Below are 22,142 nucleotides of genomic sequence, written 5' to 3'. Positions count from 1 at the left end.
TAAAAAAAGCGCCATATGGCGCTTTTTTTATGTTTACAACTTATTGTGCGTATACAGGGAATTTTGCACAAAGAGCTTCAACTTTTGCTTTTACTTCAGCAATAACTTTTTCGTCACCTTTGCTGTCAATCACGTCAGCGATCCAACCTGCAAGTTCACGAACTTCAGCTTCACCGAAACCACGAGTTGTTACCGCTGGAGTACCGATACGGATACCAGAAGTCACGAATGGAGAACGTGGGTCATTTGGAACTGAGTTTTTGTTCACAGTAATGTGAGCAGCACCTAACCAAGCATCTGCATCTTTACCAGTTACATCTTGCTTGATTAAAGATAACAAGAACAAGTGGTTGTCTGTACCGCCAGAAACAACATCATAACCACGAGCGATGAATACTTCAGCCATAGCTTGAGCATTTTTCACAACTTGTTGTTGGTAAGCTTTGAAGTCATCAGACATAGCTTCTTTGAAGCAGATTGCTTTAGCAGCAATCGCATGCATTAATGGACCACCTTGGTTACCAGGGAATACAGCTGATTGAAGTTTTTTCTCAATTTCTTCATTCGCTTTCGCAAGGATTAAACCAGAACGTGGACCACGAAGTGTTTTGTGAGTCGTCGTTGTCGTTACGTCAGCAATTTGAACTGGGTTTGGATATACACCAGCAGCAACAAGACCTGCAACGTGAGCCATATCAACAAAAAGGTAAGCGCCAACTTTGTCCGCGATTTCACGGAAACGTTGCCAATCTACAACACGGCTGTAAGCAGAGAAACCAGCAACGATCATACGTGGCTTGTGCTCTAATGCTAAACGTTCAACTTCTTCGTAATCGATCTCGCCAGTTTCAGCGTTTAGACCGTATTGAACTGCATTATAAGTTTTACCAGAGAAGCTTACTTTTGCACCGTGAGTCAAATGACCACCGTGAGCCAAGCTCATACCTAAAACTGTATCGCCCGGGTTAAGAAGCGCTAGATAAACAGCAGAGTTAGCTTGTGAGCCAGCGTGTGGTTGAACGTTTGCGTAATCTGCACCAAAAAGTTCTTTAGCACGATCAATCGCCATTTGCTCGATGATATCCACATACTCGCAACCGCCATAATAGCGTTTGCCTGGATAACCTTCTGCATATTTGTTCGTAAGTTTTGATCCTTGCGCTTCCATCACAGCAGGAGAGCAATAGTTTTCAGATGCAATTAACTCGATATGTGCTTCTTGACGCTCACCTTCAGAAGCAATTGCTTGAGCTAATTCTGGATCAAATTCAGAAATGGAAATATTGGCAAACATTAGCGGGGGTCCTATAAATTAGGGCTTTTAAGCCGTGCTAAGATTGCGGCATATTGTAGCATGAACTTTATAATTAAACAGAATGAAGTTAGCTCAGTTTTAAATAAAAATGGCTCAAGTTTTATAAAAAATGAGCCATTGTTTATAAATCAAATAAAAAGCTGCTTTAAAGCTTATATTTTAAATTTTTCTATTGCTTATTCCAGCTTAGAAAAACATTAAAAATCCTTTAAATATCAATAACTCTATTGAGCCATCAGTAAAGTCTGAACATTTCCAACAATATTATCTACGTTACTGCTCATCACCGTGCCATGGTCCCAGTTACCAGTCACATAACTATTAATTTTAGTGCCTACAGCAGTGGCATTAAATATCAATAGATCAGTTGCTAATTTAGGTACTGTAGGATCAGCTATCCCTTGATAAATGATGATTGGTGTAGCGACTTTTACTTGTAACGGCTGTGAATCTTTTTCCAAAAATGTCTTAACTAGCGGCACTGCCATAAAATTAGGTTGTGTACGTGTAAAGCTATCTAGTGTGCCATTATGGTCTTTAGCATAATTACTCATACCCTCATAAAAGGCTCCATACAATGGTCCTGAACAAAGGTTTTCTGCTTGTGCGGCTATACTTGAAATTTGTGAAGTAAATACTTGTGAATAATTAAAGGCAGGTTGTGTGTTGCGAATGCCAGCTGTAACCAAAGCTGTATATGTATCAAGCTGTGCATAGGTTGCAATTTTAATATCTATCGGTGCATTCGCAACTTGCGCCTCTCCATCTACTAAAATACCCCCTAGATTAGAAGCAGGTGCTACCGCTACTGTACCTTTATAGTCTAGTTGTGCACGACTCGCATATTGCGCAGCACCTAATGCAGCATGCCCCCCTTGCGAATGTCCTATTGTTAACCATTTTTTTGAAGTTAATAAGTTACGCTGTAATAAATAATTGCGTGTTGCAACCACCGCATCTGTAATTGAAAAAGCCTCACTTTTAACATTTAAAAAAGGATGTATGCCTGGTGTACCTAAACCCTCATAGTCAGGTGCGACCACAACATAACCAGCTGCTAATAATTTACTAATTAAATCTTTTGTACTATCTGCTAAAGCTGCTTTACTTGGTGCACAAGCATCTGCCACACCCGTAGTACCATGCGCCCAGACTACAATTGGCCAACCGCCTACTGGTGGTGGAGTGTTTGGTGTAAATACCAAACTGGTTGCCTGCACTTCTTGACCACTTTGACCCAGCATTTTATAAGTCAAAATACTACTTTCTGCGGCAACTGATCCTAAGTTGGTGCTTGTGTAAGCCTCGACCTTAACCACTGGATTTTGAATATTATTGGTTGGAGTCCCAGATGGATTCGTAGGAGCTGAGTCATCATCACTACTCCCTCCTCCACAAGCGACTAAAAATAAACTCGTGCTAAGAACGCTCGTCATTAATAGGTTCATTTTCATTGATATATCTTCCCTTAAATTCCATTTTTGTTTTGCTTTAGTTTTTTAATCAACATTTCCTAATGTCTTAAAAATATTTACGCCTAATCTTTATTTTCCGCAAGTTCTATTGGATGAAATTAATCTCAGAAAACTCTATTTTTAATATAAATTAACGTTCTCGCTGCTCTCAGGCCTCACTTCATGTTTTAAAGTGGGTAGCCAACTGTTAACATTCTTGATTACTCGTGATTGATTAAAGGGCCAGTTATGCAAACCATTATTTTAGATACAGAAACACATACACTAAATGGTTTGCCTATTGAAATTGCGTATGCCCCAATTGAAATTAATGAAGGCAAATTGACTTTAGATAAGAGCAAATTGTTTGATCAACTTTATCAGGTTGGTGCACCTATCTCATACGCGGCTATGGCAGTACACCATATATTAGAGTCAGATTTAGAAAACCAGCCCCACTATAAAACTTTTAAATTGCCAGAGACTACAACTTATATTATTGGTCACAATATTGATTACGATATTGCCGCGATTGCTCGTTGTGGCGTGGATGTCTCTCATATCAAACCGATTTGTACTCTAGCTTTAGCGCGTAAAACTTGGCCTGATGCAGAAGCGCATAATATTTCTGCACTCATCTATATGATTTCTCAAGGCAGCGGTAAAGCGCGAGAATTGCTCAAAGGCGCGCACCGAGCCGATGCGGATATTATTTTGACTGCTAATATTTTGATGCATATTGTCTATCATTTAAATATTCAAGACATTGAAGAGCTTTACCGAGTTTCTGAAGAAGCACGTATCCCTACGACTATTAATTTTGGTAAGCATAAAGGCACAGCAATTGCTGAACTTCCTAAAGACTATATTCAATGGTTATTACGTCAAGATGAACTTGACATCTATTTACGTAAAGCATTAGAAGGCGCATTTTAAAGTCTTAAATAGATGATATTCATCAATTCTTCATCATATTGTCATTTTTGAGTTTTATCGTTAACCCCATTTATATTTTATTAAAAACAGTACTGTTCAACCGAGAAAATTGGACAGTCTGATTTATTTTTTATTTGGGGAAAAATGATGGCTGGTTTTTATCGAACCAATTTAGGAAGAGTCGCGCTTCAACAACGCAACATTACTTTAAATGCAAAACAAAGACGTTTACTACTATTAATAGATCACGAAGATTTTCAAAATTTAAATAGCGAATTTAAAAAACGTATTGCATCACCAGAGCTTATTCAACAGCTTATTGACTTAAAACTTATTGCTCCTTCTGGTGAAAGTTATTCAGAATTAAATGAACAAATATATTTCCCACCCTCATCCGTAACTACAATAGAAGCTCATCAAAAAAATATTATAGATGAGAATAAAAGTGACAATATAGTTAGTGAAATTCAGGTTACTCAATTACCATCTTTGCAATCTACAAATACTGAAAATAGCCAGCCACCAATTCGAGTTCAACAGCTCTCTTTTGAAGAAATACAACAGTTGATGAAGCAAAGCTTGAGTCAATATTGTGGGCTTATGGCGAAACCACTTATTCACAAAATAGAGCAAATAAAAACACTTCAAGAGCTTAAAATATGCCAAATGCAATGGATTACCAGCTTACAGGAGTCACGTATCCCGCCTCATGAGCTAGCACATACGCTTCATTCTATTAATTATTCAATTCAACTTATTCAACAACGCATCTAAAAAAACAACAAGCTGCTGTTTAATTAAGCATTAAACTCACTTGTTACCTATTTCGTGCTTTACCTATGGGTGTTTTTTTCCTATGATGTGGCCCACACATGTGCGCTCGTAGCTCAGTTGGATAGAGTACAGGTTTCCGAAGCCTGGGGTCGTGGGTTCGATCCCCGCCGGGCGCACCAGTTTATATATAATAACTTCATAAATTTATCTCAATTTTATAAAATTCCGACTATTTTACTTGGTTTATTAATCATTATCGCTCAAAATATACCCCTCTTTCATAATGTGAGAATTTCATGACTGATGCTTTGGTTTTAAGAGATTTGTCCAAAACATATCGTAATGGTTTTCAGGCGTTAAAAGGTATTAACCTCACTGTGCCTGAAGGTGAATTTTATGCGTTGTTAGGCCCAAATGGTGCCGGCAAATCAACAACCATTGGTATTATCAGTTCCCTCACGAAAAAAACCGAAGGAACAGTTGAGATTTTTGGACACAATCTCGACACTCATCCATCCTTGGCAAAACAACAACTTGGCGTTGTCCCTCAAGAATTTAACTTTGGACAGTTTGAAAAAGCGTTCGATATTTTAGTCACCCAAGCGGGCTATTACGGCATTCATAAAAAGATTGCAGAAAAACGTGCCGAACATTATTTAGAAAAACTAGGTTTATGGGAAAAGCGTAATATACAAGCACGCATGTTATCTGGTGGTATGAAGCGCCGCCTCATGATTGCCCGTGCCATGATGCATGAGCCTAAACTTCTTATTTTAGATGAGCCTACCGCAGGTGTAGATATTGAGTTACGCCGTTCTATGTGGGATTTTCTGACCGAAATGAACGAAAGCGGTACTTCTATTATTTTGACTACACATTATCTCGAAGAAGCAGAAATGTTATGTCGTCAAATTGCTATCATTGACCGCGGTGTCATTAAAGAAGACACCAGCATGAAAAGTTTCTTAAACCAGCTCAGTGAAGAATCTTTTATTTTCGATTTGGCAGAACCTATTGCCCCACTCCAGTTAAATATTATTGGTGTGAAGTTCAACTTAATTGATAGCAGCACTTTAGAAGTGACAATGGATAAGGCCCATACATTAAATGACTTATTCCAGCTTTTAGAATCACAAGGTATTCGTGTTCGTAGTATGCGAAACAAATCGAACCGTCTAGAAGAGCTATTCGTCAAAATGGTCGAGAAAAATCTTGAAGGAGAGGCAAAATGAATTTTAGCCAACTGCAAATTGCCCTCTGGACTCTAGTTCGTAAAGAAGTACGCCGATTTCTACGTATTTGGCCACAAACCTTGTTACCCCCTGCGATTACGATGAGTTTGTACTTTGTCATTTTTGGTAATTTGGTTGGTTCGCGCATTGGACAAATGGGTGGCGTGAGCTATATGCAATTTATCGTACCCGGCCTCATCATGATGGCGGTTATTACCAACAGTTATGCTAACGTATCTTCAAGTTTCTTTAGTGTGAAATTCCAAAAAAGCATTGAAGAACTGATTATGAGTCCCGTACCACTACATATTATTTTGTGGGGCTATGTCATTGGTGGGATTTGCCGTGGTGTATTGGTCGGGGCAATTGTGACGACAATGAGTATGTTCTTTACAGACCTTTTTATACATAACTGGTTTGTGACTATATATACAGTCTTAATTACCTCGGTTCTTTTCTCATTAGGTGGTTTTATTAATGCAGTTTATGCAAAATCATTTGATGATATTTCTATTATTCCAACATTTGTCCTTACACCTTTAACCTATTTAGGTGGTGTGTTCTATGCCATTAGTGCACTTGGCCCTTTTTGGCAAAAACTTTCTTTAATTAATCCTATTGTGTATATGGTTAACGCTTTCCGTTTCGGCATTTTAGGTCATAGTGACGTGAATGTTACGTTCTCTTTAATCATTGTGACATTATGCTGTGTTGTACTTTACGGAATTGCTTACTATTTACTAGCTCGTGGTTCAGGAATGCGTGAATGAGTGTCGAACAGTCTTTATTGGGTAAAGAAACTCAATATCCAACTAACTATCAACCTGATATTTTATTTCCAATTGCTCGTGCTCAGTCTCGTGAAGCCTACTCGCACATTGAAGGTATTACGCAAGGTAAAGATTGGTGGCATGTTTTTGAAATTTCATGGTTAAACGCTCATGCTATCCCGCAAGTTGCCATTGGCAGAATTACGCTACCAGCTTCTTCACCAAATTTGATTGAATCAAAGTCACTAAAGCTTTACTTCAATAGCCTTAACTTCACTCAGTTTGACTCTAAACAGTCATTTATTGAAACAGTTGAAAAAGACTTATCGGCTGCGGCAGGCGCAAAAGTTGAGTTAACCCTATTTCAGGTAGATGATTTAGAGATTTCTAAGCCTCAAGGCATTTGTATTGATGACTTAGATCCAGAGCGTTTAGAGCAACATCCAGATGCGACTCTTTTAAAACAAGATGAGTCTGATGAAGAAGTAGAAATTGAACTGTATTCTCACCTTTTGAGAAGTAACTGCCCAGTCACGGGACAACCGGATTGGGGTACAGTTTTTATCCGTTTTAAGGGCAAAAAACCTTGTTATCGTAGTATTTTAGCTTATATTATCTCGTACCGTCAGCATAACGGTTTTCACGAACAATGTGTTGAGCAAATCTTTGCTGATATTTGGCAAAATTTGCAGCCTGAAAAGCTGATGGTTTATGCAACTTATACTCGTCGCGGCGGACTTGATATTAACCCTTGCCGAGTATCGGATCTTTCATGGATGCCAAAACCGATTCGATTGGCACGACAATAAAACGAATAATTTGAGGATATACCATGCCGTTTTTTGGTTTTACCCCTTCTGAAGGCTTATTGAACGATATACAAACTGGAATTGCGAACAAAAATTCTAGTGAACCTTTATATCCACTTCGCGATAAGATTGCTTTACAACTCAATGAAGAGATTATTGATAATGTCTTAATTCAGTTAGTTCAGCACTTCCCTGCAAGTGAAAAACGCGATACTGCCGAAAAACTAGCAGGCTATGTCAAATCAACAGTTGCTGTTCTTTTAAAACAATTGTTAAGCAAAGCACCAAACGATGTTGTAAAACAGTCTGTAGAGTTTTCTGAAAAAAGCTTATTTAAAGATCCACAAGGTCAATATAAAGTAGGTGTAACTTTAGATCCTAGTTTAGTCACTAACCTTAAGCATAACTTCACTGAGCTTGAAGCTGGCAACGATATTAATAAAGCTGCATTAGCTGAACTATATAAACAATTCGGCGATGCTATGATCAAGCATTTTATGTCTGATTTTAACAAGACATTAGACCTCGGCATGATCAAACGTAAAGCTGCTGATATTGGCGCTGCGGCTGTAACAAAAGCAGTTCATATTGCAATCGATAAGCTCATCCCTAGCTTAAATCGTACTGAACTAAAAGCGATGGCTGAATATCATGATGGTCTATTCTTTAACTAATAAAAAATAGCCTATCGGAAACCTAGCGAGAGCTAGGTTTTTTTATTGCAAAATATTGATATACATTGCCATTAATCAGGTTTATGTTAGCATGCGCCAAGCACTGATTGACCTAGTTAACGCCGCATGTCTCCTAGTCCACAATATAAATTTTTACGCCAAGCTCCTCGAGATGGTCTTAGCACCGCTATGCAACCATCAAAGTGGCAACAACTCCATATTGATCCGTGGTTATGCCTATTTTTGCTCTTAAATGCTCTGTTAGGTTTAACTGTACTATATAGTGCTTCAGCACAAGATGTAGGGTTAGTCAGTAAACAAGCCATGAGTTTTGGTATTGGTTTTCTAGTGATGGTTGGCCTAGCCCAAATTCCACCCAAGGTCTATCAAGCCTTTTCACCCTACTTTTATTTGTTTGGTCTATTTTCACTTGTGGCAGTCATGGTGTTCGGTGAAGTCCGAATGGGTGCTCAGCGCTGGATTGATATTCCCGGTTTCGGAAGTGTCCAGCCCAGTGAATTCATGAAAATCGGTATGCCGATGATGATTGCATGGTTCTTAGCAAGAAAACCTCTTCCCCCTAGCTTTTCACAAGTTGTTTTATCATTAATGTTAATTGGTATTCCTTTTTTACTGATTGCAGAACAACCAGATTTAGGGACATCGCTTTTAGTCTTGGCAAGCGGCATATTTGTCTTATTTTTAAGTGGATTATCATGGCGGATGATTGGTGCAGCTGCCGCTTGTGCAGCAGTCATTATTCCTATTGCATGGGAATTTCTTTTACACGACTATCAGCGTCAAAGGGTTTTAACTTTACTTAATCCAGAAGCAGATGCACTCGGTACAGGTTGGAATATTATTCAATCTAAAACTGCAATTGGCTCTGGCGGTTTTTCAGGTAAAGGTTTTCTTGAAGGTACTCAATCACATTTACACTTTTTACCCGAAGGGCATACTGACTTTATTATTGCTGCGTATTCCGAAGAATTTGGTCTCATCGGTGTACTTATCTTAGTAACTCTTTATTTTGCTATTATTTTTAGAACATTCCAGATTGGTTTACAAAGCTTCCATAACTATGGACGTTTAGTTGCCGGCGCTTTTGGTTTGTCTTTTTTTGTTTATGTATTTGTAAATGCGGGAATGGTCAGTGGTATTTTACCTGTAGTAGGTGTTCCTTTACCTTTTATGAGTTATGGCGGAACAGCTATTATTACTTTAATGGCCACCTTTGGTTTAGTCATGTCCATTCATACACATCGATAATCTGGAATTTTAAAACGATATGTTGTCTCAACACTTAAATAAAACTTTAAAAATGCTTGCTTTGTGTACTGGCTTAATCAGTACCAGTCATTTTGCTCAGGCTAACGATTTTGCCACACATCCTGATTATTTAAACTTTAAACAAAAAACGATGAATGCTTATGGCTTAAGTAGCGATCAAGTGGATGCAGCCATGAGCGGCGCAAAAAATTTACCAAACATTCTAAATATTATGACTCGCCCAGGGGAAAGTAAGCCTTGGTATGACTATCGTTCCATGTTCTTGGTGGAAGGCACAATTCAGCGCGGTGTGCGTTTTAAAAACCAATATGCAGATGCCTTAAATCGCGCTGAACAGCAATATGGCGTATCTCAAGCTGTGATTTTAGGTATTTTGGGCGTTGAAACAGGTTATGGCGCAAATAAAGGTTCGTTTATTACACGTGATGCTTTAGCTACTCTTGCTTTTGGCTACCCTCGCCGCGCTGAATATTTTGGTGATGAGTTAGCTGCTCTGATTGCATGGACGTATAAAGAAGGTTATCCAACTAGAAGTATTGTTGGCTCATATGCAGGTGCGATAGGTTATCCGCAATTTATGCCAAGTAATATTAGTAAATATGGTGTGGATTATGACGGTAATGGACATATCGACTTAAGAAACTCAGCAGAAGATGCTATTGGATCAATTGCAAACTACTTAGCAAAACAAGGTTGGCAACGCGATCAGCCTATCGGGTTTATGGCACGTTATACAGGATCAAATCCGGAAAGTATTATTGCGAAAGATTTAACGCAACCTTTCCCCTATGGCGCACTAAAGACACTAGGTATCGCACCATTAAATCCTTTAGTTAAAATTGATGATCTGGACATGGTGAATGTAATTCAATTACAAGACTATAACGGTCCAATTTACTATTTAACTTACCCGAATTTTCAAGTGATTACGACTTATAATAAGAGCCGCATGTACGCTACCGCTGTGTGGTTATTAGGCACTGAAGTGGCTAGCCGATAGGCTAGCTTTTTCACACCCACACCAAAAGTCAATAAATATTTTTGTTAAATAGCTCACAATACATACATTTTAAATAAATTGTTACACCATTGGTTGTTTTTTAATCTAAAACTGTAAGTTTTTGCCCTTTTTGTAACGATTTCTCGTTAAAGACTAGACACTCTCCGTAAGCGATGAATATTATCCACCCCAATATAGCAATTGCAAAAGTGAATAATAAGGCATGTTCACTTTAAATTTCAGTCAATGGCTGAAAGAAAAAAGTACATGTTCTCAGGAGTTTATACAAATGCAGTTATCGCTGAAATACGTTCTTGCACTGACGGCTAGTTTAAGCATGGCCCCACTGCACGCTGAAATGGTGCAGTCATCATCATTAAACAGTGATGTAGATGGTCCTAATCTAGCAGCACGTGTGTTGAGTAAAGATACTCAAAACTTTAATTCTCGTTTTTCTAATATTAACAGTCTTTCAATCACTGAACGTTCTGGCGATCAAATCCGTCGTCAAGCGATCGCAGCAAAAATTGAAATCCCTGAAGATGAGCCTTCAGTGATTGAAAAACTTAACACAGTAGCTTCAAACACTGTTCGTAAGTTTAGCCAAACTGGTATGGCATCTTGGTATGGCCGCCAATTCCATGGTCGTAAAACTGCAAGTGGTGAAACATTCGACATGAATGCTCTAACTGCTGCTCACCGTAGCCTACCATTGAACTGTTATATTCGAGTAACGAATAAAGACAATGGTAAAAGTGTGGTTGTAAAAGTAAATGACCGCGGTCCTTTCCATGGCAACCGTGTACTTGATCTATCTTACGGTGCAGCTAAACGTCTTGGCATTACCAATGCCGGAACTGCAAAAGTAAATATTGAGCGTGTTGATGGCCCAACTTCATAAGTTATAGCCTCTCGAGTTCATGTAAAAAGTCGCAATTTTTCTGCGGCTTTTTTATATTTTGAGTTATCAAAATAATTCCTCACTTAAAGTTTAAAAAATCCTCTTTTTTTAACCCTTATCTAGCTCTGGATTTGAATATTTTTTAAACAAAAAACCATGTTTATTTAATACTAGTTAATTTTACGTCTAATTTGCGTTTAGAGCGACTTTTTCAAATTTGCGCTACCCTAGTACCATTTTTCCAAAATAAAGGCTATTTATGGCGTTTTTAGAGTAGATGAGTAGAGCTTTTTCACACAATTTTCCCACCCATCTCAAAATTACACTTTTTTTGCTGTTTTCATCATCTAGCAATAGAGAAAAAATATTATGAAAAATTACCCCATTCTTGAGGTCGTATTGCCCCCTATTTCAATCACAGTCACATTATTTTTTCGTTTGCCCTTTCTTAGGTCTTTTTAATACAACGCTCCCTATAGTTGAATAGTGTTAGTTTCTTGTTGAGATCCCCAAGAACAGGCTAAAATATACTCACAAAAAATAAATCAAAGTTAAAACAAGGAGTGTGCTACTCATGAAATCCATTACTGAATGGTTTGATGAATATAGCGAAAGTCATCAAAATCCAACCAATAAACAAATTCACTGGCTTTGCGTTCCCGCCATTTTATTTTCTATTATTGGAATCATTGCGCATTTCAGCACATTGCTTACTACTTTATTACTTGTGTTGACCTTAGTATTTTATGCACGTTTAGATCTTGTACTTGCTGTTGCAATGGCTGCTTTACTTGTTGTTATGGCATGGCTCATTTATACCCTACCTGTAGGAGTCGGATTTTATATCGCTATTTTTGTGATTGCTTGGGTTGGACAATTTTACGGTCATAAAGTCGAAGGCAAAAAACCATCTTTCTTTAAAGATTTACAATTCCTACTAATTGGACCAGTTTGGTGTATGGATGCTTATCTCTCAAAAATCCTACCTAAATGGAAAAGCAGACAAAAACAAGCTCTTGCTTAAAGATGGATTTAAAGCTGAATCCTTTCGATTCAGCTTTTGCATGTTAGTAATTTATTAGAAAATTTATAAAATAAAAAAATCCTAAACTTGCTATCACACTTAAAAGAACTTTTTTTAGGTACATAGCGATCACAATACAAAAGATTGCTGCATAAATATAAGGATTATTTATCACGCCTCTTAAATGATCACCATCGAAAAAAATAACTGGAATACAAATTGCAGTTAATAAACAAGGTGCAGAATAGTTAAGCATCTTATTCAGAATAAGCGGTAATTTAATTTTAACAGTAGGTTCTAAAAAATAATAGCGATTAAAAAAGACGATTGCTGCCAAGCCTAAAATCATAAACCAAGACATATTATTGCTCCTTACCTATTTTTTCAGTTAAAACAGCAATTAACATCCCCATTAATCCTGAAAGTAAAATCGCACCCTCAATTTGATAAAATTTAAATAAAAACCCACTTAAACAAGTTGTTAGCACACCAGCTATGACTGGAAATCCTTTACATAACGGCACAATCATAGCAATAAAAATAGCCACAATGGAAAAATCTAAATGATAATTTAGTAAATCAGGAATCACTGTTGCCAAAAGTATTCCAACCAAGCTAAAAACTACCCAGAATAAATAAAAAGACAGACCTGCACCCAACAGATATTCTGGCTGTCTTTTTTCACCGGATGCACATACCGCAAATAATTCATCCGTTAATAAAAAACCCAAACTTAACCGTTTCGAAAGAGACAAAGCAGAAATGTCATTTCTTAAAGTTAATGCATAAATAAAATGCTGAGCCGTTAAAAAGAAAATCGTCACATAAATTGTAAAAGTAGATGCCCCTTCCATTACCATGCTTAAACTAACTAATTGAGCTGCTCCAGCAAAAACAATTCCCGACATCGCAAGGGCTTTATAAAAAGATAAACCTGCATGAATTGCCATAGAGCCTGCCAAAATTGCCCACGGAATAACAGAAATTGACAAGGGCAAAATATCCATTGCACCACGTAAAAAAAGATAGGGTGGCTTATTTTTTGGAAACCTCACCAACTGATGAAGCTGAATATTCATATATAAAAATCCAAGATAAAAGATCTCTCTATAAAATGCGTAATGAGAGTTGATTTATATTGAATAAAATTGCTGTAAATAAATTTTTAATAATCTAGTTATTTAGGCTAGCTACATATTGAGTAGGCGTCACTCCCATTGCTTTTTTAAAGTGACGATTAAAATGGCTTTGATCAGAAAAACCACATTGCTGTGCCACCATCGCAATTTGGTCACCCTGTTTTAATAATTGCCTTGCTTTTTGTAAGCGTGCTTGAACAAGCCAAGCATGAGGTGGCAAGCCCACATATTTTTTAAATTGTCTTAAGAAATGCCATGCACTTAGCCCCACCATATCAGCCAGATCTTGCAAAGAAAAATTTGTTTCAGGCATTTCTACCAGTAATTCTTTAACTCTTAATATTTTTGAATATGCTTCAGGCAACTCACAAAAAGTATGATTTGATTTACCATGTCGCTTCATTAAACAAGCTAAAGTCGATAAATACATCGTTTCTTTAAGTAAAAAATTATCTTTTTGTTCTAATAAATCAAAGAGTAAACATAGTTGTTGAGCCAAACCCAAGTCACGAATGACAGCTTGAGGAAACCAGGGCGCCCCACGTGAATTTTCAAAAAAATCTTGGCTGACTTCTGCCAACATTTCAGGTGTAGGATAAATTGCTCGATATCGCCAACCTGACTCTACCGCAGATGAACCCGTATGAATTTCGTCAGCGTTTACTAAAATAATGTCGCCTTTAGGAGCTACATGCAGCTGGCCTGTCCTAAAAAAAGACTGTGCTCCCTCTTCAATCACACCAATACAGTACCCTTCATGAGTATGCTTCGAAAATTGTGTTTGGTGATAATGTGCTTTTAGTAACTCTAAACCGCCCAGCTCTCGCACATGCAGATAATCGGCTTGCTCCCGCTGCATAAATACGTCTCATCTATTCAATAAAAAAACCATAGCATGTTTTAAGAAACTGAATAGAATAAAATTGCTCTATAAAAACAATCTCTTTATTTGTTTATTCGGCTTTATTGGTAGATTTGCCCATCATGTTTGAGCCAACCACTTTCATGACGATTTTGTGGATCACGATGAGTCCAGTGCAATACACCACCTTTTGGGTTATATTCATATTCACCGTAAAAATCTACGACATCACCTTTTTTCAAATTAGGAATTTTAGGTGCTAAATCAATATTATGTGCGACTAAAATTGAAAGGCCATTTTTTAGTACAAGAATAAATTTCTGGTGTCTCGACCCATCATTATCATCTCTTAAGATTGCTTTTACTCGGCCACTTCCCTGCACTTGAACATTACTGTGTCTCTGCTCATAAGCAGCTTTTATTGTATCCACCCCATTATTTGCAAGAGTAGTTTCAGTATGCTGAGCTTCGGGTATGACTGATGATGGCGATTGATTTTGCTTATGCCCAGATAAATCCAGACCAAAATATGCAGCAATCAATAAAATTATGACACCACCAATACTGAGATTTTTTTTATTTGTCATTGTCTACCCTTAATTTAACTGAGATAAAAAAAGCCCCAATGGGGCTTTTTTTATTGTGATACGAATTACTTCGCAGCAGCTTGAGCAGCAGCAACTTCTTCAGCGAAGCTCATTTCTGCTTTTTTCTCAATACCTTCACCAACTTCGAAACGTACGAAGTTAGCAACAGTAGTACCAGTTGCTTTTAATACATCAGCAACTTTTTTGTCGTTGTCGATTACGTACATTTGACGATCAAGAGCAACTTCGTTCAAGTATTTATCAACTGAACCAGTTACCATTTTCTCAACGATGTTAGCTGGCTTACCAGATTCTAACGCTTTCGCTTCAGCAATTTCTTTTTCTTTAGCGATAAGGTCAGCAGGAACAGCTTCAGCATTTACAGCTACTGGGTTGAATGCAGCAACGTGCATTGCAATACCTTTACCAGTGTCAGCATCACCAGTATAAGAAACTACAACACCGATTTTTAAACCGTGTTTGTAGATAGCCAAGTTTTCGCCTTCAACGATTTTCGCACGACGAACTTGGATGTTTTCACCGATTTTTTGAACAAGCGCAATACGAGCTTCTTCAACTGTTTGACCGTCTGCTAATTTTAATTCAGCGATTTTAGCAGCATCAGTTTCACCAGCAGCTAAAGCAGCAGTAGCAACCGCTTTAGAGAAGTTAGAGAAGTTTTCGTCTTTAGCAACGAAGTCAGTTTGACAGTTAACTTCAACTAGAATTGCTTTGTTGCCTTCTTGAACGATTGTGATTGCACCGTCAGCAGCAATGTTACCAGCTTTTTTAGCAGCTTTAGCTTGACCAGATTTACGAAGGTTATCAATAGCAAGCTCGATGTCACCGTTCGCTTCTGTTAATGCTTTTTTGCATTCCATCATTGCAAGACCAGTACGGTCACGTAATTCTTTTACCATGCTTGCAGTAATTGCAGTCATGTTGATCTCCTAAAATCGGTAGAAAATAAATCTTTTCAACAAAAACGGCCCAAAGAAACTCTGGGCCGTTTGCACTCTCGACGCTTAATTTGCCACCATTACATGTCGCAAAAATGACAAGCCTGCGTCAAAACGCATTAAGCCTCAGAAGCGTCTTTCGCAGCGTCATCGCCTTTTGCTTGAGCGTTCGCTTGAGATTGAGCGTATTCTTTACCAGCAAGAATTGCGTCAGCCATAGCTGAAGCATATAGAGTTACTGCACGGATCGCATCGTCGTTACCCGGAATAACGTAATCAACGTTGTCTGGGTTAGAGTTTGTATCAACGATACCGATAACAGGAATACCTAAGTTCTTCGCTTCTTTGATTGCAATCGCTTCGTGATCAACGTCGATTACAAATAATGCGTCAGGTAAACCACCCATGTTTTTAACGCCGCCTAAAGAACGCTCAAGTTTTTCCATCTCACGAGCACGTTCTAAAGCTTCACGTTTAGTAAGCTTAGCAAAAGTACCATCTTGAGATTGAGTTTGAAGATCTTTTAAACGGTTGATAGATTGGCGAAGTGTTTTCCAGTTCGTCAACATACCACCTAACCAACGGTGATCTACATATGGTTGACCAGCGCGTTGAGCTTGTTCACGGATGATGTTAGAAGCAGCACGTTTTGTACCAACGAACAAAACTTTGTTCTTTTTGCTTGCTAATTGGTTAGCGAAGTTCAAAGCATCATTTAACGCAGGAACAGTGTGCTCAAGGTTGATGATGTGAATTTTGTTGCGCGCGCCAAAAATGTATTGACGCATTTTTGGGTTCCAGAAACGAGTTTGGTGACCAAAGTGCGCACCTGCTTGAAGAAGGTCGCGCATGCTTACGTTGTAATCTGCCATTTTCTTTACCTTAAAAGTTGGGTTAGGCCTCCATATATCCGCATTCTCCACCCTTTTACAGGCACCCAGAGTAATGTGACGATATATGTGCGGATTTTTTACTCCATCTATCAAAATTGTTCGTAAAAGATATTCACGAAAAGCATTTGATAAAATGGGCGGCTATTTATACCATAGACACTTGTAAATTACCAAAAGTTTTTAGAGATCATGAACAGTACTTATACAGCTCCACGTCGATTAATCAAAACTCCAGATGAAATTGAAAAAATGCGCATTGCAGGACGACTGGCGGCTGAAGTTCTAGAGATGATCAAGCCCCATATTAAGGCAGGTGTGAGTACACTTGAACTTGATACCATTTGTCGTAATCACATTGAGAATGTGCAGCATGCTATTCCTGCATGTGTAGGCTATGGTGGAGCTCCTGGGCGCCCTGCTTTTCAGCACTCTATTTGTACTTCGGTTAACCATGTTGTCTGTCATGGTATTCCCTCTGAAAATAAAATCTTAAAAAATGGTGACATTCTTAATATTGATGTCACTGTCATCAAAGACGGTTATCACGGTGATACCAACATGATGTATGTCGTTGGTGGTGAAACTTCTATTTTAGCTAACCGTCTATGTAAAGTTGCTCAAGAAGCGATGTATCGTGGAATGGCAACTGTTAGAGATGGTTCATATTTAGGTGATATCGGCCATGCAATCCAAAAGTATGTCGAATCAGAACGTTTTAGTGTAGTACGCGAATATTGTGGTCACGGTATTGGAACTGTTTTCCATGATGAACCTCAAGTACTCCATTATGGTCAAGCTGGTACAGGTATGCGTCTGGAAGCAGGTATGACTTTTACAATTGAACCTATGGTAAATGCTGGCGTATGGCAAACTAAATTGTTAGGGGACAAATGGACTGTCGTAACCAAAGACCATAAACTTTCAGCTCAGTATGAACATACTATTTTAGTTACCCAAACAGGCATTGAAGTCTTAACTGCTCGTCCTGAAGAAGACTTATCTCGCTTCAACCAATAATTTAAAAAACTTAAATAAAAGGCTACTTTGTGTAGCCTTTTATTATTTATTATGTACTTTTCATTAATAAATCTTTCTAAATATAAACAAATATTTCAAAAAAATTACAATTATTAATTTTTAATACACAATCTATTCAATAAAACAAGGTATGGTGGGCTCAATAAAAATCAGTAAACAAATGCTCGGACATGGAGTCCTTTTATGATGAAAAAGTCATTATTTTGTATGACAGCTGCCTTTTTTGCTCTGCCAACAGTCACCTATGCCGCTTCACCATATTTTAGTTTTAAAGATGGCGATGGCTTCAAACGTTTTTCTGTCTCTGCTGGTTGGCTCCATGCCATGCCTCAAGGCTCTGGAAACCCTATCAATATCAATACTAGCGTTGCAGAAGGTACAACATCTAAAGTTGGAGATGTATCTACAAAAGCCGTTTTAGATGCAATCGACCAAAGTAAAACTTCAGGAAAATTCTGGTATAGCACTATTAGCCTTCTTGATAAGTTTACAGACACTCTTCCCTCATCACTTGCAGGTACAGCAGAAGTTAATGGTCTCTCTCAATGGCAACAACAAGGTTCTGGTTTAGAAGCTGCTGATGTTGACACTGTTGGTCTTATGTTTAATTACAACTTTACGGACAATTTATCTTTAGAAATTAAAGGTGGTATTCCTCCTAAAGTAGATATTAATGGAAAAGGTAATATTTACGCTCCCCTTTCTGGAAAAGCGACTCCCCTAAAAGATGGATCTTCGATTGGAGGAATCATAGGAGATGGAATTTCCAAGGCGGGTGGAGATATTCCTTTAAAACAAGACCTGCATATTACTGATCTTTCTCAGGGGGGTAAGGCTGCGACTGCTCGTGCATGGCTACCCGCCGTTGAGCTCCAGTATCAATTTGGTAAATCAGGGGTAAATAAGTTCCGTCCTTATGTCGGAGCTGGGGTGATGTATGCATACTTCAATGATTTAAAAATGAACCCTGGTATTGAAGCCGATTTAATTCAAGCGGGTCATATGATTCAGAATATCCATGATAATAAGGCAGGTGCAGCATTAGATCGTAAAACATCTTCTGCGGATCCAATTGTAAAACTTGAAGCGACCGATACTTTTGCGCCGATTGTTACATTAGGTGCAACCTATGACTTTAAACCAAACTGGTTTGCTGTAGGTTCAGTTTCATATTCAAAAATGAGTAGTGATGCTAAGATTAATGTAATTGATCGCAATACAGGGAAAGAATTAATTAATGCAAAAACATCCATTGATATTGATCCAATTATTACTTATGTAGGTGTCGGCTATCGTTTCTAATCATTATTAATCTCAAAGCTATAAAAACTTAGTCGCGTTTTTATAGCTTTCTTCCTTTCTACACACTGCCTCTTTTTAAAACAAAGTGCTAAAAAAATGAGCACTTTCCAAAAATAAGTCCATCAAATCCCTCTTTATTCACTTTTATCATCTTCTTTCTTTAAAATTCCCTACACTAATAATTTTTATGTTTAATAACTAAATTAATAAAATTAAAAACTAAGCTTTTCCTTTTAGTAAAAATAATTTTTTGGCACAAGCTTTGCTTTATTCATAGCAAGATGAATCAACGATGATTCAGTGAATAAACCAAGACGGCCAATGATGTCCGCTCTGATCGGTATGCAGGTAGGCAATAAATTGCCATGCAAATTAACATTTCGTTCAGTTCAGGGGGACGGCGTATGTCTTCAAATATCAATCTAGATGCAAAAAAAGCAACTGAGATTAAATTATTCAGTTTTTCTACTCCAGCGATGCGTGCCTTCCATATGACATGGCTCGCATTCTTTGTGTGCTTCTTCGCATGGTTTGCATGTGCTCCATTAATGCCAGTGATTAAAGGTGAGTTCGGCTTAACCAAAGATCAAATTGCCAATATTAATATTGCTGCCGTTGCGATTACGATTTTAGTAAGACTCGCTGTCGGTCCACTCTGTGATAAATATGGACCCCGCATCACTTACACCACCCTATTACTATTAGGAAGTATTCCGGTATTTGGAGTAGCTGCGGCCAACAGTTATGAATCCTTTTTATTCTTCCGCTTGCTGATTGGTGCAATTGGTGCAAGCTTTGTCATTACGCAATATCACACCAGTGTCATGTTTGCCCCTAACATAGTAGGGACAGCAAATGCAGCAGCGGCAGGTTGGGGAAATGCTGGTGGCGGTGCAACCCAAGCGCTTATGCCTTTATTACTCGGTGCAATTATCATGTTCGGCGTCGAACAAACTATGGGTTGGCGGGTTGCGTTAGTCGTACCTGGCATAATGATGGTCATTGTTGGTATTCTTTACTGGAAACTCACCCAAGATTGCCCGCAAGGAAATTTTAAAGAAGTTCGTGCACAAGGCATTGAAGTTGGCAGTGGTAAAAAAGGTGGGATGGCGATTTTAATGCAAGCTGCTCGCAACTACCGCGTCTGGATTTTATTTGTGGCTTACGGAGCGTGCTTCGGAATCGAAATTTTCATCCATAATGTTGCAGCAATGTACTATGTTGATCAGTTCAAAATGGATTTAAAAACTGCTGGTTTAACTGCCGGAATATTTGGTCTTCTTGCACTCTTTGCTCGTGCACTTGGCGGTATTATTTCCGATAAAGTCGCTCTGAAAAAAGGTTTAGATGGCCGCACTAAAGTACTGGTGCTCATGATTTTGGGCGAAGGTTTATTCTTAATTCTTTTCTCTCAAATGAATGTGGTTGCTCTTGCAATTATTTCTATGACGATTTTTGCCCTTTTTACTCACATGGCTTGTGGTGCAACATATGCTCTCGTACCATTCATTGACCGTAATGCCTTAGGTGGTGTTGCTGGCATTATTGGGGCTGGTGGCAATGTAGGTGCTGTAGCTGCTGGCTTCCTACTTAAAGGCTTGCTTGATGTTCAAACTTGCCTATTTATTTTAGGTGGCCTGGTTATAGTCGCAGGCTGTAGCGTAATTTTGATTCGCTTTACCACTGAACATAAAGAAAAAGAACAAGTCCTTTTTGAACAAGCATTACTTGAACGTAATTCCGCCGCTTAATTTTTATAAGAAGCAGAAATCAAAATGATGTCTGCTTCTTTAATTGTCTTCTCATAAAATACGACTCTTAAAAACTTTTTAATTCTTCTTAAATATTCCCCCAACTATATCGATATTGTTCGATATATCTTCTACAATAAATCATCATTATTATAATTTTCCATTAATCATGACTAAAACTGGCAACCAATTTTCTCAGTCCCTCATCTATATGTTAATTGGCAGTGCAATTATTCTGGCACTTTCATTAGGTGTTCGTCATGGTTTCGGTCTCTACCTCGTACCGATGAGTCATGAATTCGGTTGGGGGCAGCATGTTTTTAGTCTTGCAATCGCCATGCAGAACCTGATCTGGGGTGCAGTTCAACCTTTTACTGGCGCAATCGCAGATAAATATGGCAGTAAAATTGTGGTTGCTGTTGGCGGATTACTTTACACCCTCGGCTTACTATTAATGGCTTTTAGTTCAAGTGTACTCATTTTGAATTTAAGCCTAGGTCTTATTATTGGTTTAGCTTTATCAGCAACCTCCTTTACAGTTTTACTTAGTGCAGTAGGTCGAGCCGCCCCTCCAGAAAAAAGAAGTATGGCAATGGGGATTGCAAGCGCAGCAGGTTCTTTCGGTCAGTTTATTATGTTGCCATCTACTCTTCTCTTACTCAAAAATGTTGGATGGTCAGCAGCCCTAATGGTCAGTGCGCTGTTAATTGCTCTTATTATTCCCCTTGCATGGATGTTAAAAGGACCAAGTAATCAAATACCTAAAGCAATTGCTGAGCCTCAGCTTACATTTAAACAAGTACTGAATATTGCCAGAAAACATAAACCCTTTTGGTGGTTAGCTTTAGGTTTCTTAGTATGTGGATTCCAAGTTGTTTTCTTAGGTGTACATTTACCCGGCTATTTAATCGATCACGGCTTTGATGCAGCTACCGGTACCGTGTTTCTGGCACTAGTTGGACTATTTAATATTGTGGGAACTTATGGTGCGGGTTGGCTGGGAGATCGATTCTCAAAACCTAAATTATTAATGGCACTTTACGGTAGCCGTGGCATCGCAATCATCGCCTTTTTGTTATTACCTTTAAGCATTTATACGGTATATACTTTTGGAATTATTATGGGCCTTTTATGGCTCTCCACTGTTCCGCTCACCAACGGTATTGTGGCAAATATGTTTGGTGTTAAATATCTTTCAATGCTGAGCGGCATTGTGTTTTTCACCCATCAAGTCGGTTCTTTCTTTGGCGGTTGGCTTGGCGGTGTTAATCATGACTTAACAGGTAATTACAATGCGATTTGGCTATGTTCAATAGCTTTGAGTATATTAGGGGTAATCGTACATTTCTTTGTAAATGAGGAGGCTGTTATTCATGACGCATAATGCCTTACTTTTGAAAACAATTATGACATTACTCATAATTACTCTGCT

Annotated in this window: 23 protein-coding genes and 1 tRNA gene; 16 read left to right on the top strand and 8 right to left on the bottom strand. The window is 38.3% G+C overall.

The window, feature by feature from the left end; all coding sequences use genetic code 11:
- Window positions 1–40 precede the first annotated feature (40 nt).
- Window positions 41–1,294 (bottom strand): serine hydroxymethyltransferase, encoded by a 1,254-nt coding sequence (glyA, locus tag SOI76_RS05740; protein ID WP_104079034.1) that lies wholly within the window; start codon window positions 1,292–1,294, stop codon window positions 41–43.
- A gap of 60 nt (window positions 1,295–1,354) precedes the next feature.
- On the opposite strand from glyA, the gene SOI76_RS05735 reads away from it, so the two are divergent.
- Window positions 1,355–1,516, top strand: a complete 162-nt coding sequence (locus SOI76_RS05735) for a hypothetical protein (RefSeq protein WP_104079035.1) — start codon at window positions 1,355–1,357, stop codon at window positions 1,514–1,516.
- 23 nt (window positions 1,517–1,539) lie between these two features.
- On the opposite strand, the gene SOI76_RS05730 is transcribed toward SOI76_RS05735, so the two are convergent.
- Window positions 1,540–2,769, bottom strand: coding sequence for an alpha/beta hydrolase (locus SOI76_RS05730; RefSeq protein ID WP_104079036.1), 1,230 nt, complete (start codon window positions 2,767–2,769; stop codon window positions 1,540–1,542).
- A gap of 249 nt (window positions 2,770–3,018) precedes the next feature.
- On the opposite strand from SOI76_RS05730, the gene exoX reads away from it, so the two are divergent.
- From exoX to SOI76_RS05675, 11 genes are all read left to right on the top strand, one after another.
- A complete protein-coding gene (gene exoX, locus SOI76_RS05725) occupies window positions 3,019–3,705 on the top strand; it encodes a putative quorum-sensing-regulated virulence factor (protein ID WP_104079037.1) in 687 nt (228 codons plus the stop codon).
- 144 nt (window positions 3,706–3,849) lie between these two features.
- Window positions 3,850–4,479, top strand: a complete 630-nt coding sequence (locus SOI76_RS05720; RefSeq protein WP_104079038.1) for a hypothetical protein — start codon at window positions 3,850–3,852, stop codon at window positions 4,477–4,479.
- 102 nt (window positions 4,480–4,581) lie between these two features.
- Window positions 4,582–4,658 (top strand) — tRNA-Arg (locus SOI76_RS05715).
- Window positions 4,659–4,775: 117 nt separating this feature from the next.
- Window positions 4,776–5,711, top strand: a complete 936-nt coding sequence (gene yadG / locus SOI76_RS05710) for an ABC transporter ATP-binding protein (RefSeq protein ID WP_002118101.1) — start codon at window positions 4,776–4,778, stop codon at window positions 5,709–5,711.
- Window positions 5,708–6,481 carry an ABC transporter permease gene (gene yadH / locus SOI76_RS05705; protein WP_016145917.1) on the top strand — a complete coding sequence of 258 codons (774 nt, stop codon included), beginning with the start codon at window positions 5,708–5,710 and terminating at the stop codon, window positions 6,479–6,481. The genes yadG and yadH overlap by 4 nt, the downstream gene beginning before the upstream one ends.
- A complete protein-coding gene (gene queF / locus SOI76_RS05700) occupies window positions 6,478–7,290 on the top strand; it encodes an NADPH-dependent 7-cyano-7-deazaguanine reductase QueF (RefSeq protein ID WP_104079039.1) in 813 nt (270 codons plus the stop codon). The genes yadH and queF overlap by 4 nt, the downstream gene beginning before the upstream one ends.
- Window positions 7,291–7,313: 23 nt before the next feature.
- A complete protein-coding gene (locus SOI76_RS05695; protein ID WP_016140464.1) occupies window positions 7,314–7,964 on the top strand; it encodes a hypothetical protein in 651 nt (216 codons plus the stop codon).
- Window positions 7,965–8,090: 126 nt separating this feature from the next.
- Complete coding sequence (gene rodA, locus SOI76_RS05690; RefSeq protein ID WP_057074415.1) at window positions 8,091–9,233, top strand: rod shape-determining protein RodA; 1,143 nt, start codon at window positions 8,091–8,093, stop codon at window positions 9,231–9,233.
- Between the two features lie 19 nt (window positions 9,234–9,252).
- The gene (gene mltB, locus SOI76_RS05685) at window positions 9,253–10,254 is read left to right on the top strand and encodes a lytic murein transglycosylase B (protein WP_016140462.1); all 1,002 of its coding nucleotides are present in this window, start codon (window positions 9,253–9,255) and stop codon (window positions 10,252–10,254) included.
- A 289-nt stretch (window positions 10,255–10,543) separates the two neighbouring features.
- Window positions 10,544–11,155 carry a septal ring lytic transglycosylase RlpA family protein gene (locus tag SOI76_RS05680; protein ID WP_002118141.1) on the top strand — a complete coding sequence of 204 codons (612 nt, stop codon included), beginning with the start codon at window positions 10,544–10,546 and terminating at the stop codon, window positions 11,153–11,155.
- 574 nt (window positions 11,156–11,729) lie between these two features.
- Window positions 11,730–12,179, top strand: coding sequence for a DUF962 domain-containing protein (locus SOI76_RS05675; RefSeq protein ID WP_032053355.1), 450 nt, complete (start codon window positions 11,730–11,732; stop codon window positions 12,177–12,179).
- Between the two features lie 43 nt (window positions 12,180–12,222).
- Here SOI76_RS05675 and SOI76_RS05670 read toward each other — a convergent pair whose 3' ends face one another.
- From SOI76_RS05670 to rpsB, 6 genes are all read right to left on the bottom strand, one after another.
- Window positions 12,223–12,540 (bottom strand): AzlD domain-containing protein, encoded by a 318-nt coding sequence (locus SOI76_RS05670; RefSeq protein WP_104079040.1) that lies wholly within the window; start codon window positions 12,538–12,540, stop codon window positions 12,223–12,225.
- A gap of 1 nt (window position 12,541) precedes the next feature.
- Window positions 12,542–13,258, bottom strand: a complete 717-nt coding sequence (locus SOI76_RS05665) for an AzlC family ABC transporter permease (RefSeq protein ID WP_104079041.1) — start codon at window positions 13,256–13,258, stop codon at window positions 12,542–12,544.
- Window positions 13,259–13,352: 94 nt separating this feature from the next.
- Window positions 13,353–14,177 (bottom strand): AraC family transcriptional regulator, encoded by an 825-nt coding sequence (locus tag SOI76_RS05660; RefSeq protein ID WP_049837122.1) that lies wholly within the window; start codon window positions 14,175–14,177, stop codon window positions 13,353–13,355.
- A 104-nt stretch (window positions 14,178–14,281) separates the two neighbouring features.
- A complete protein-coding gene (locus SOI76_RS05655) occupies window positions 14,282–14,767 on the bottom strand; it encodes a DUF3465 domain-containing protein (RefSeq protein WP_104079042.1) in 486 nt (161 codons plus the stop codon).
- Window positions 14,768–14,832: 65 nt separating this feature from the next.
- A complete protein-coding gene (tsf, locus tag SOI76_RS05650; protein ID WP_004791001.1) occupies window positions 14,833–15,708 on the bottom strand; it encodes a translation elongation factor Ts in 876 nt (291 codons plus the stop codon).
- 137 nt (window positions 15,709–15,845) lie between these two features.
- On the bottom strand, window positions 15,846–16,598 hold the full coding sequence (rpsB, locus tag SOI76_RS05645; protein ID WP_002118204.1) for a 30S ribosomal protein S2: 753 nt from the start codon (window positions 16,596–16,598) through the stop codon (window positions 15,846–15,848).
- 210 nt (window positions 16,599–16,808) lie between these two features.
- Here rpsB and map point away from each other — a divergent pair, with 210 nt between their 5' ends.
- From map to SOI76_RS05625, 4 genes are all read left to right on the top strand, one after another.
- Window positions 16,809–17,636, top strand: coding sequence for a type I methionyl aminopeptidase (gene map / locus SOI76_RS05640; RefSeq protein WP_002118165.1), 828 nt, complete (start codon window positions 16,809–16,811; stop codon window positions 17,634–17,636).
- 204 nt (window positions 17,637–17,840) lie between these two features.
- Window positions 17,841–18,959, top strand: coding sequence for an OmpW/AlkL family protein (locus SOI76_RS05635; RefSeq protein WP_104079043.1), 1,119 nt, complete (start codon window positions 17,841–17,843; stop codon window positions 18,957–18,959).
- A gap of 404 nt (window positions 18,960–19,363) precedes the next feature.
- The gene (gene crnA / locus SOI76_RS05630) at window positions 19,364–20,710 is read left to right on the top strand and encodes an MFS transporter (protein ID WP_104079044.1); all 1,347 of its coding nucleotides are present in this window, start codon (window positions 19,364–19,366) and stop codon (window positions 20,708–20,710) included.
- Window positions 20,711–20,879: 169 nt separating this feature from the next.
- Window positions 20,880–22,094 carry an MFS transporter gene (locus tag SOI76_RS05625; RefSeq protein ID WP_104079045.1) on the top strand — a complete coding sequence of 405 codons (1,215 nt, stop codon included), beginning with the start codon at window positions 20,880–20,882 and terminating at the stop codon, window positions 22,092–22,094.
- Window positions 22,095–22,142: the final 48 nt, after the last annotated feature.

Origin of the sequence: Acinetobacter pittii (genome assembly GCF_034064985.1) — a bacterium.
GTDB lineage: Bacteria > Pseudomonadota > Gammaproteobacteria > Pseudomonadales > Moraxellaceae > Acinetobacter > Acinetobacter pittii_H.
This window is presented reverse-complemented; position numbering and strand designations above follow the sequence as displayed.

Coding starts and splice junctions, on each gene's coding strand:
- glyA (WP_104079034.1), bottom strand. CDS start 1,294: ATGTTTGCCAATATTTCCATTTCTGAATTTGATCCAGAATTAGCTCAA.
- SOI76_RS05735 (WP_104079035.1), top strand. CDS start 1,355: ATGAACTTTATAATTAAACAGAATGAAGTTAGCTCAGTTTTAAATAAA.
- SOI76_RS05730 (WP_104079036.1), bottom strand. CDS start 2,769: ATGAAAATGAACCTATTAATGACGAGCGTTCTTAGCACGAGTTTATTT.
- exoX (WP_104079037.1), top strand. CDS start 3,019: ATGCAAACCATTATTTTAGATACAGAAACACATACACTAAATGGTTTG.
- SOI76_RS05720 (WP_104079038.1), top strand. CDS start 3,850: ATGATGGCTGGTTTTTATCGAACCAATTTAGGAAGAGTCGCGCTTCAA.
- yadG (WP_002118101.1), top strand. CDS start 4,776: ATGACTGATGCTTTGGTTTTAAGAGATTTGTCCAAAACATATCGTAAT.
- yadH (WP_016145917.1), top strand. CDS start 5,708: ATGAATTTTAGCCAACTGCAAATTGCCCTCTGGACTCTAGTTCGTAAA.
- queF (WP_104079039.1), top strand. CDS start 6,478: ATGAGTGTCGAACAGTCTTTATTGGGTAAAGAAACTCAATATCCAACT.
- SOI76_RS05695 (WP_016140464.1), top strand. CDS start 7,314: ATGCCGTTTTTTGGTTTTACCCCTTCTGAAGGCTTATTGAACGATATA.
- rodA (WP_057074415.1), top strand. CDS start 8,091: ATGTCTCCTAGTCCACAATATAAATTTTTACGCCAAGCTCCTCGAGAT.
- mltB (WP_016140462.1), top strand. CDS start 9,253: ATGTTGTCTCAACACTTAAATAAAACTTTAAAAATGCTTGCTTTGTGT.
- SOI76_RS05680 (WP_002118141.1), top strand. CDS start 10,544: ATGCAGTTATCGCTGAAATACGTTCTTGCACTGACGGCTAGTTTAAGC.
- SOI76_RS05675 (WP_032053355.1), top strand. CDS start 11,730: ATGAAATCCATTACTGAATGGTTTGATGAATATAGCGAAAGTCATCAA.
- SOI76_RS05670 (WP_104079040.1), bottom strand. CDS start 12,540: ATGTCTTGGTTTATGATTTTAGGCTTGGCAGCAATCGTCTTTTTTAAT.
- SOI76_RS05665 (WP_104079041.1), bottom strand. CDS start 13,258: ATGAATATTCAGCTTCATCAGTTGGTGAGGTTTCCAAAAAATAAGCCA.
- SOI76_RS05660 (WP_049837122.1), bottom strand. CDS start 14,177: ATGCAGCGGGAGCAAGCCGATTATCTGCATGTGCGAGAGCTGGGCGGT.
- SOI76_RS05655 (WP_104079042.1), bottom strand. CDS start 14,767: ATGACAAATAAAAAAAATCTCAGTATTGGTGGTGTCATAATTTTATTG.
- tsf (WP_004791001.1), bottom strand. CDS start 15,708: ATGACTGCAATTACTGCAAGCATGGTAAAAGAATTACGTGACCGTACT.
- rpsB (WP_002118204.1), bottom strand. CDS start 16,598: ATGGCAGATTACAACGTAAGCATGCGCGACCTTCTTCAAGCAGGTGCG.
- map (WP_002118165.1), top strand. CDS start 16,809: ATGAACAGTACTTATACAGCTCCACGTCGATTAATCAAAACTCCAGAT.
- SOI76_RS05635 (WP_104079043.1), top strand. CDS start 17,841: ATGATGAAAAAGTCATTATTTTGTATGACAGCTGCCTTTTTTGCTCTG.
- crnA (WP_104079044.1), top strand. CDS start 19,364: ATGTCTTCAAATATCAATCTAGATGCAAAAAAAGCAACTGAGATTAAA.
- SOI76_RS05625 (WP_104079045.1), top strand. CDS start 20,880: ATGACTAAAACTGGCAACCAATTTTCTCAGTCCCTCATCTATATGTTA.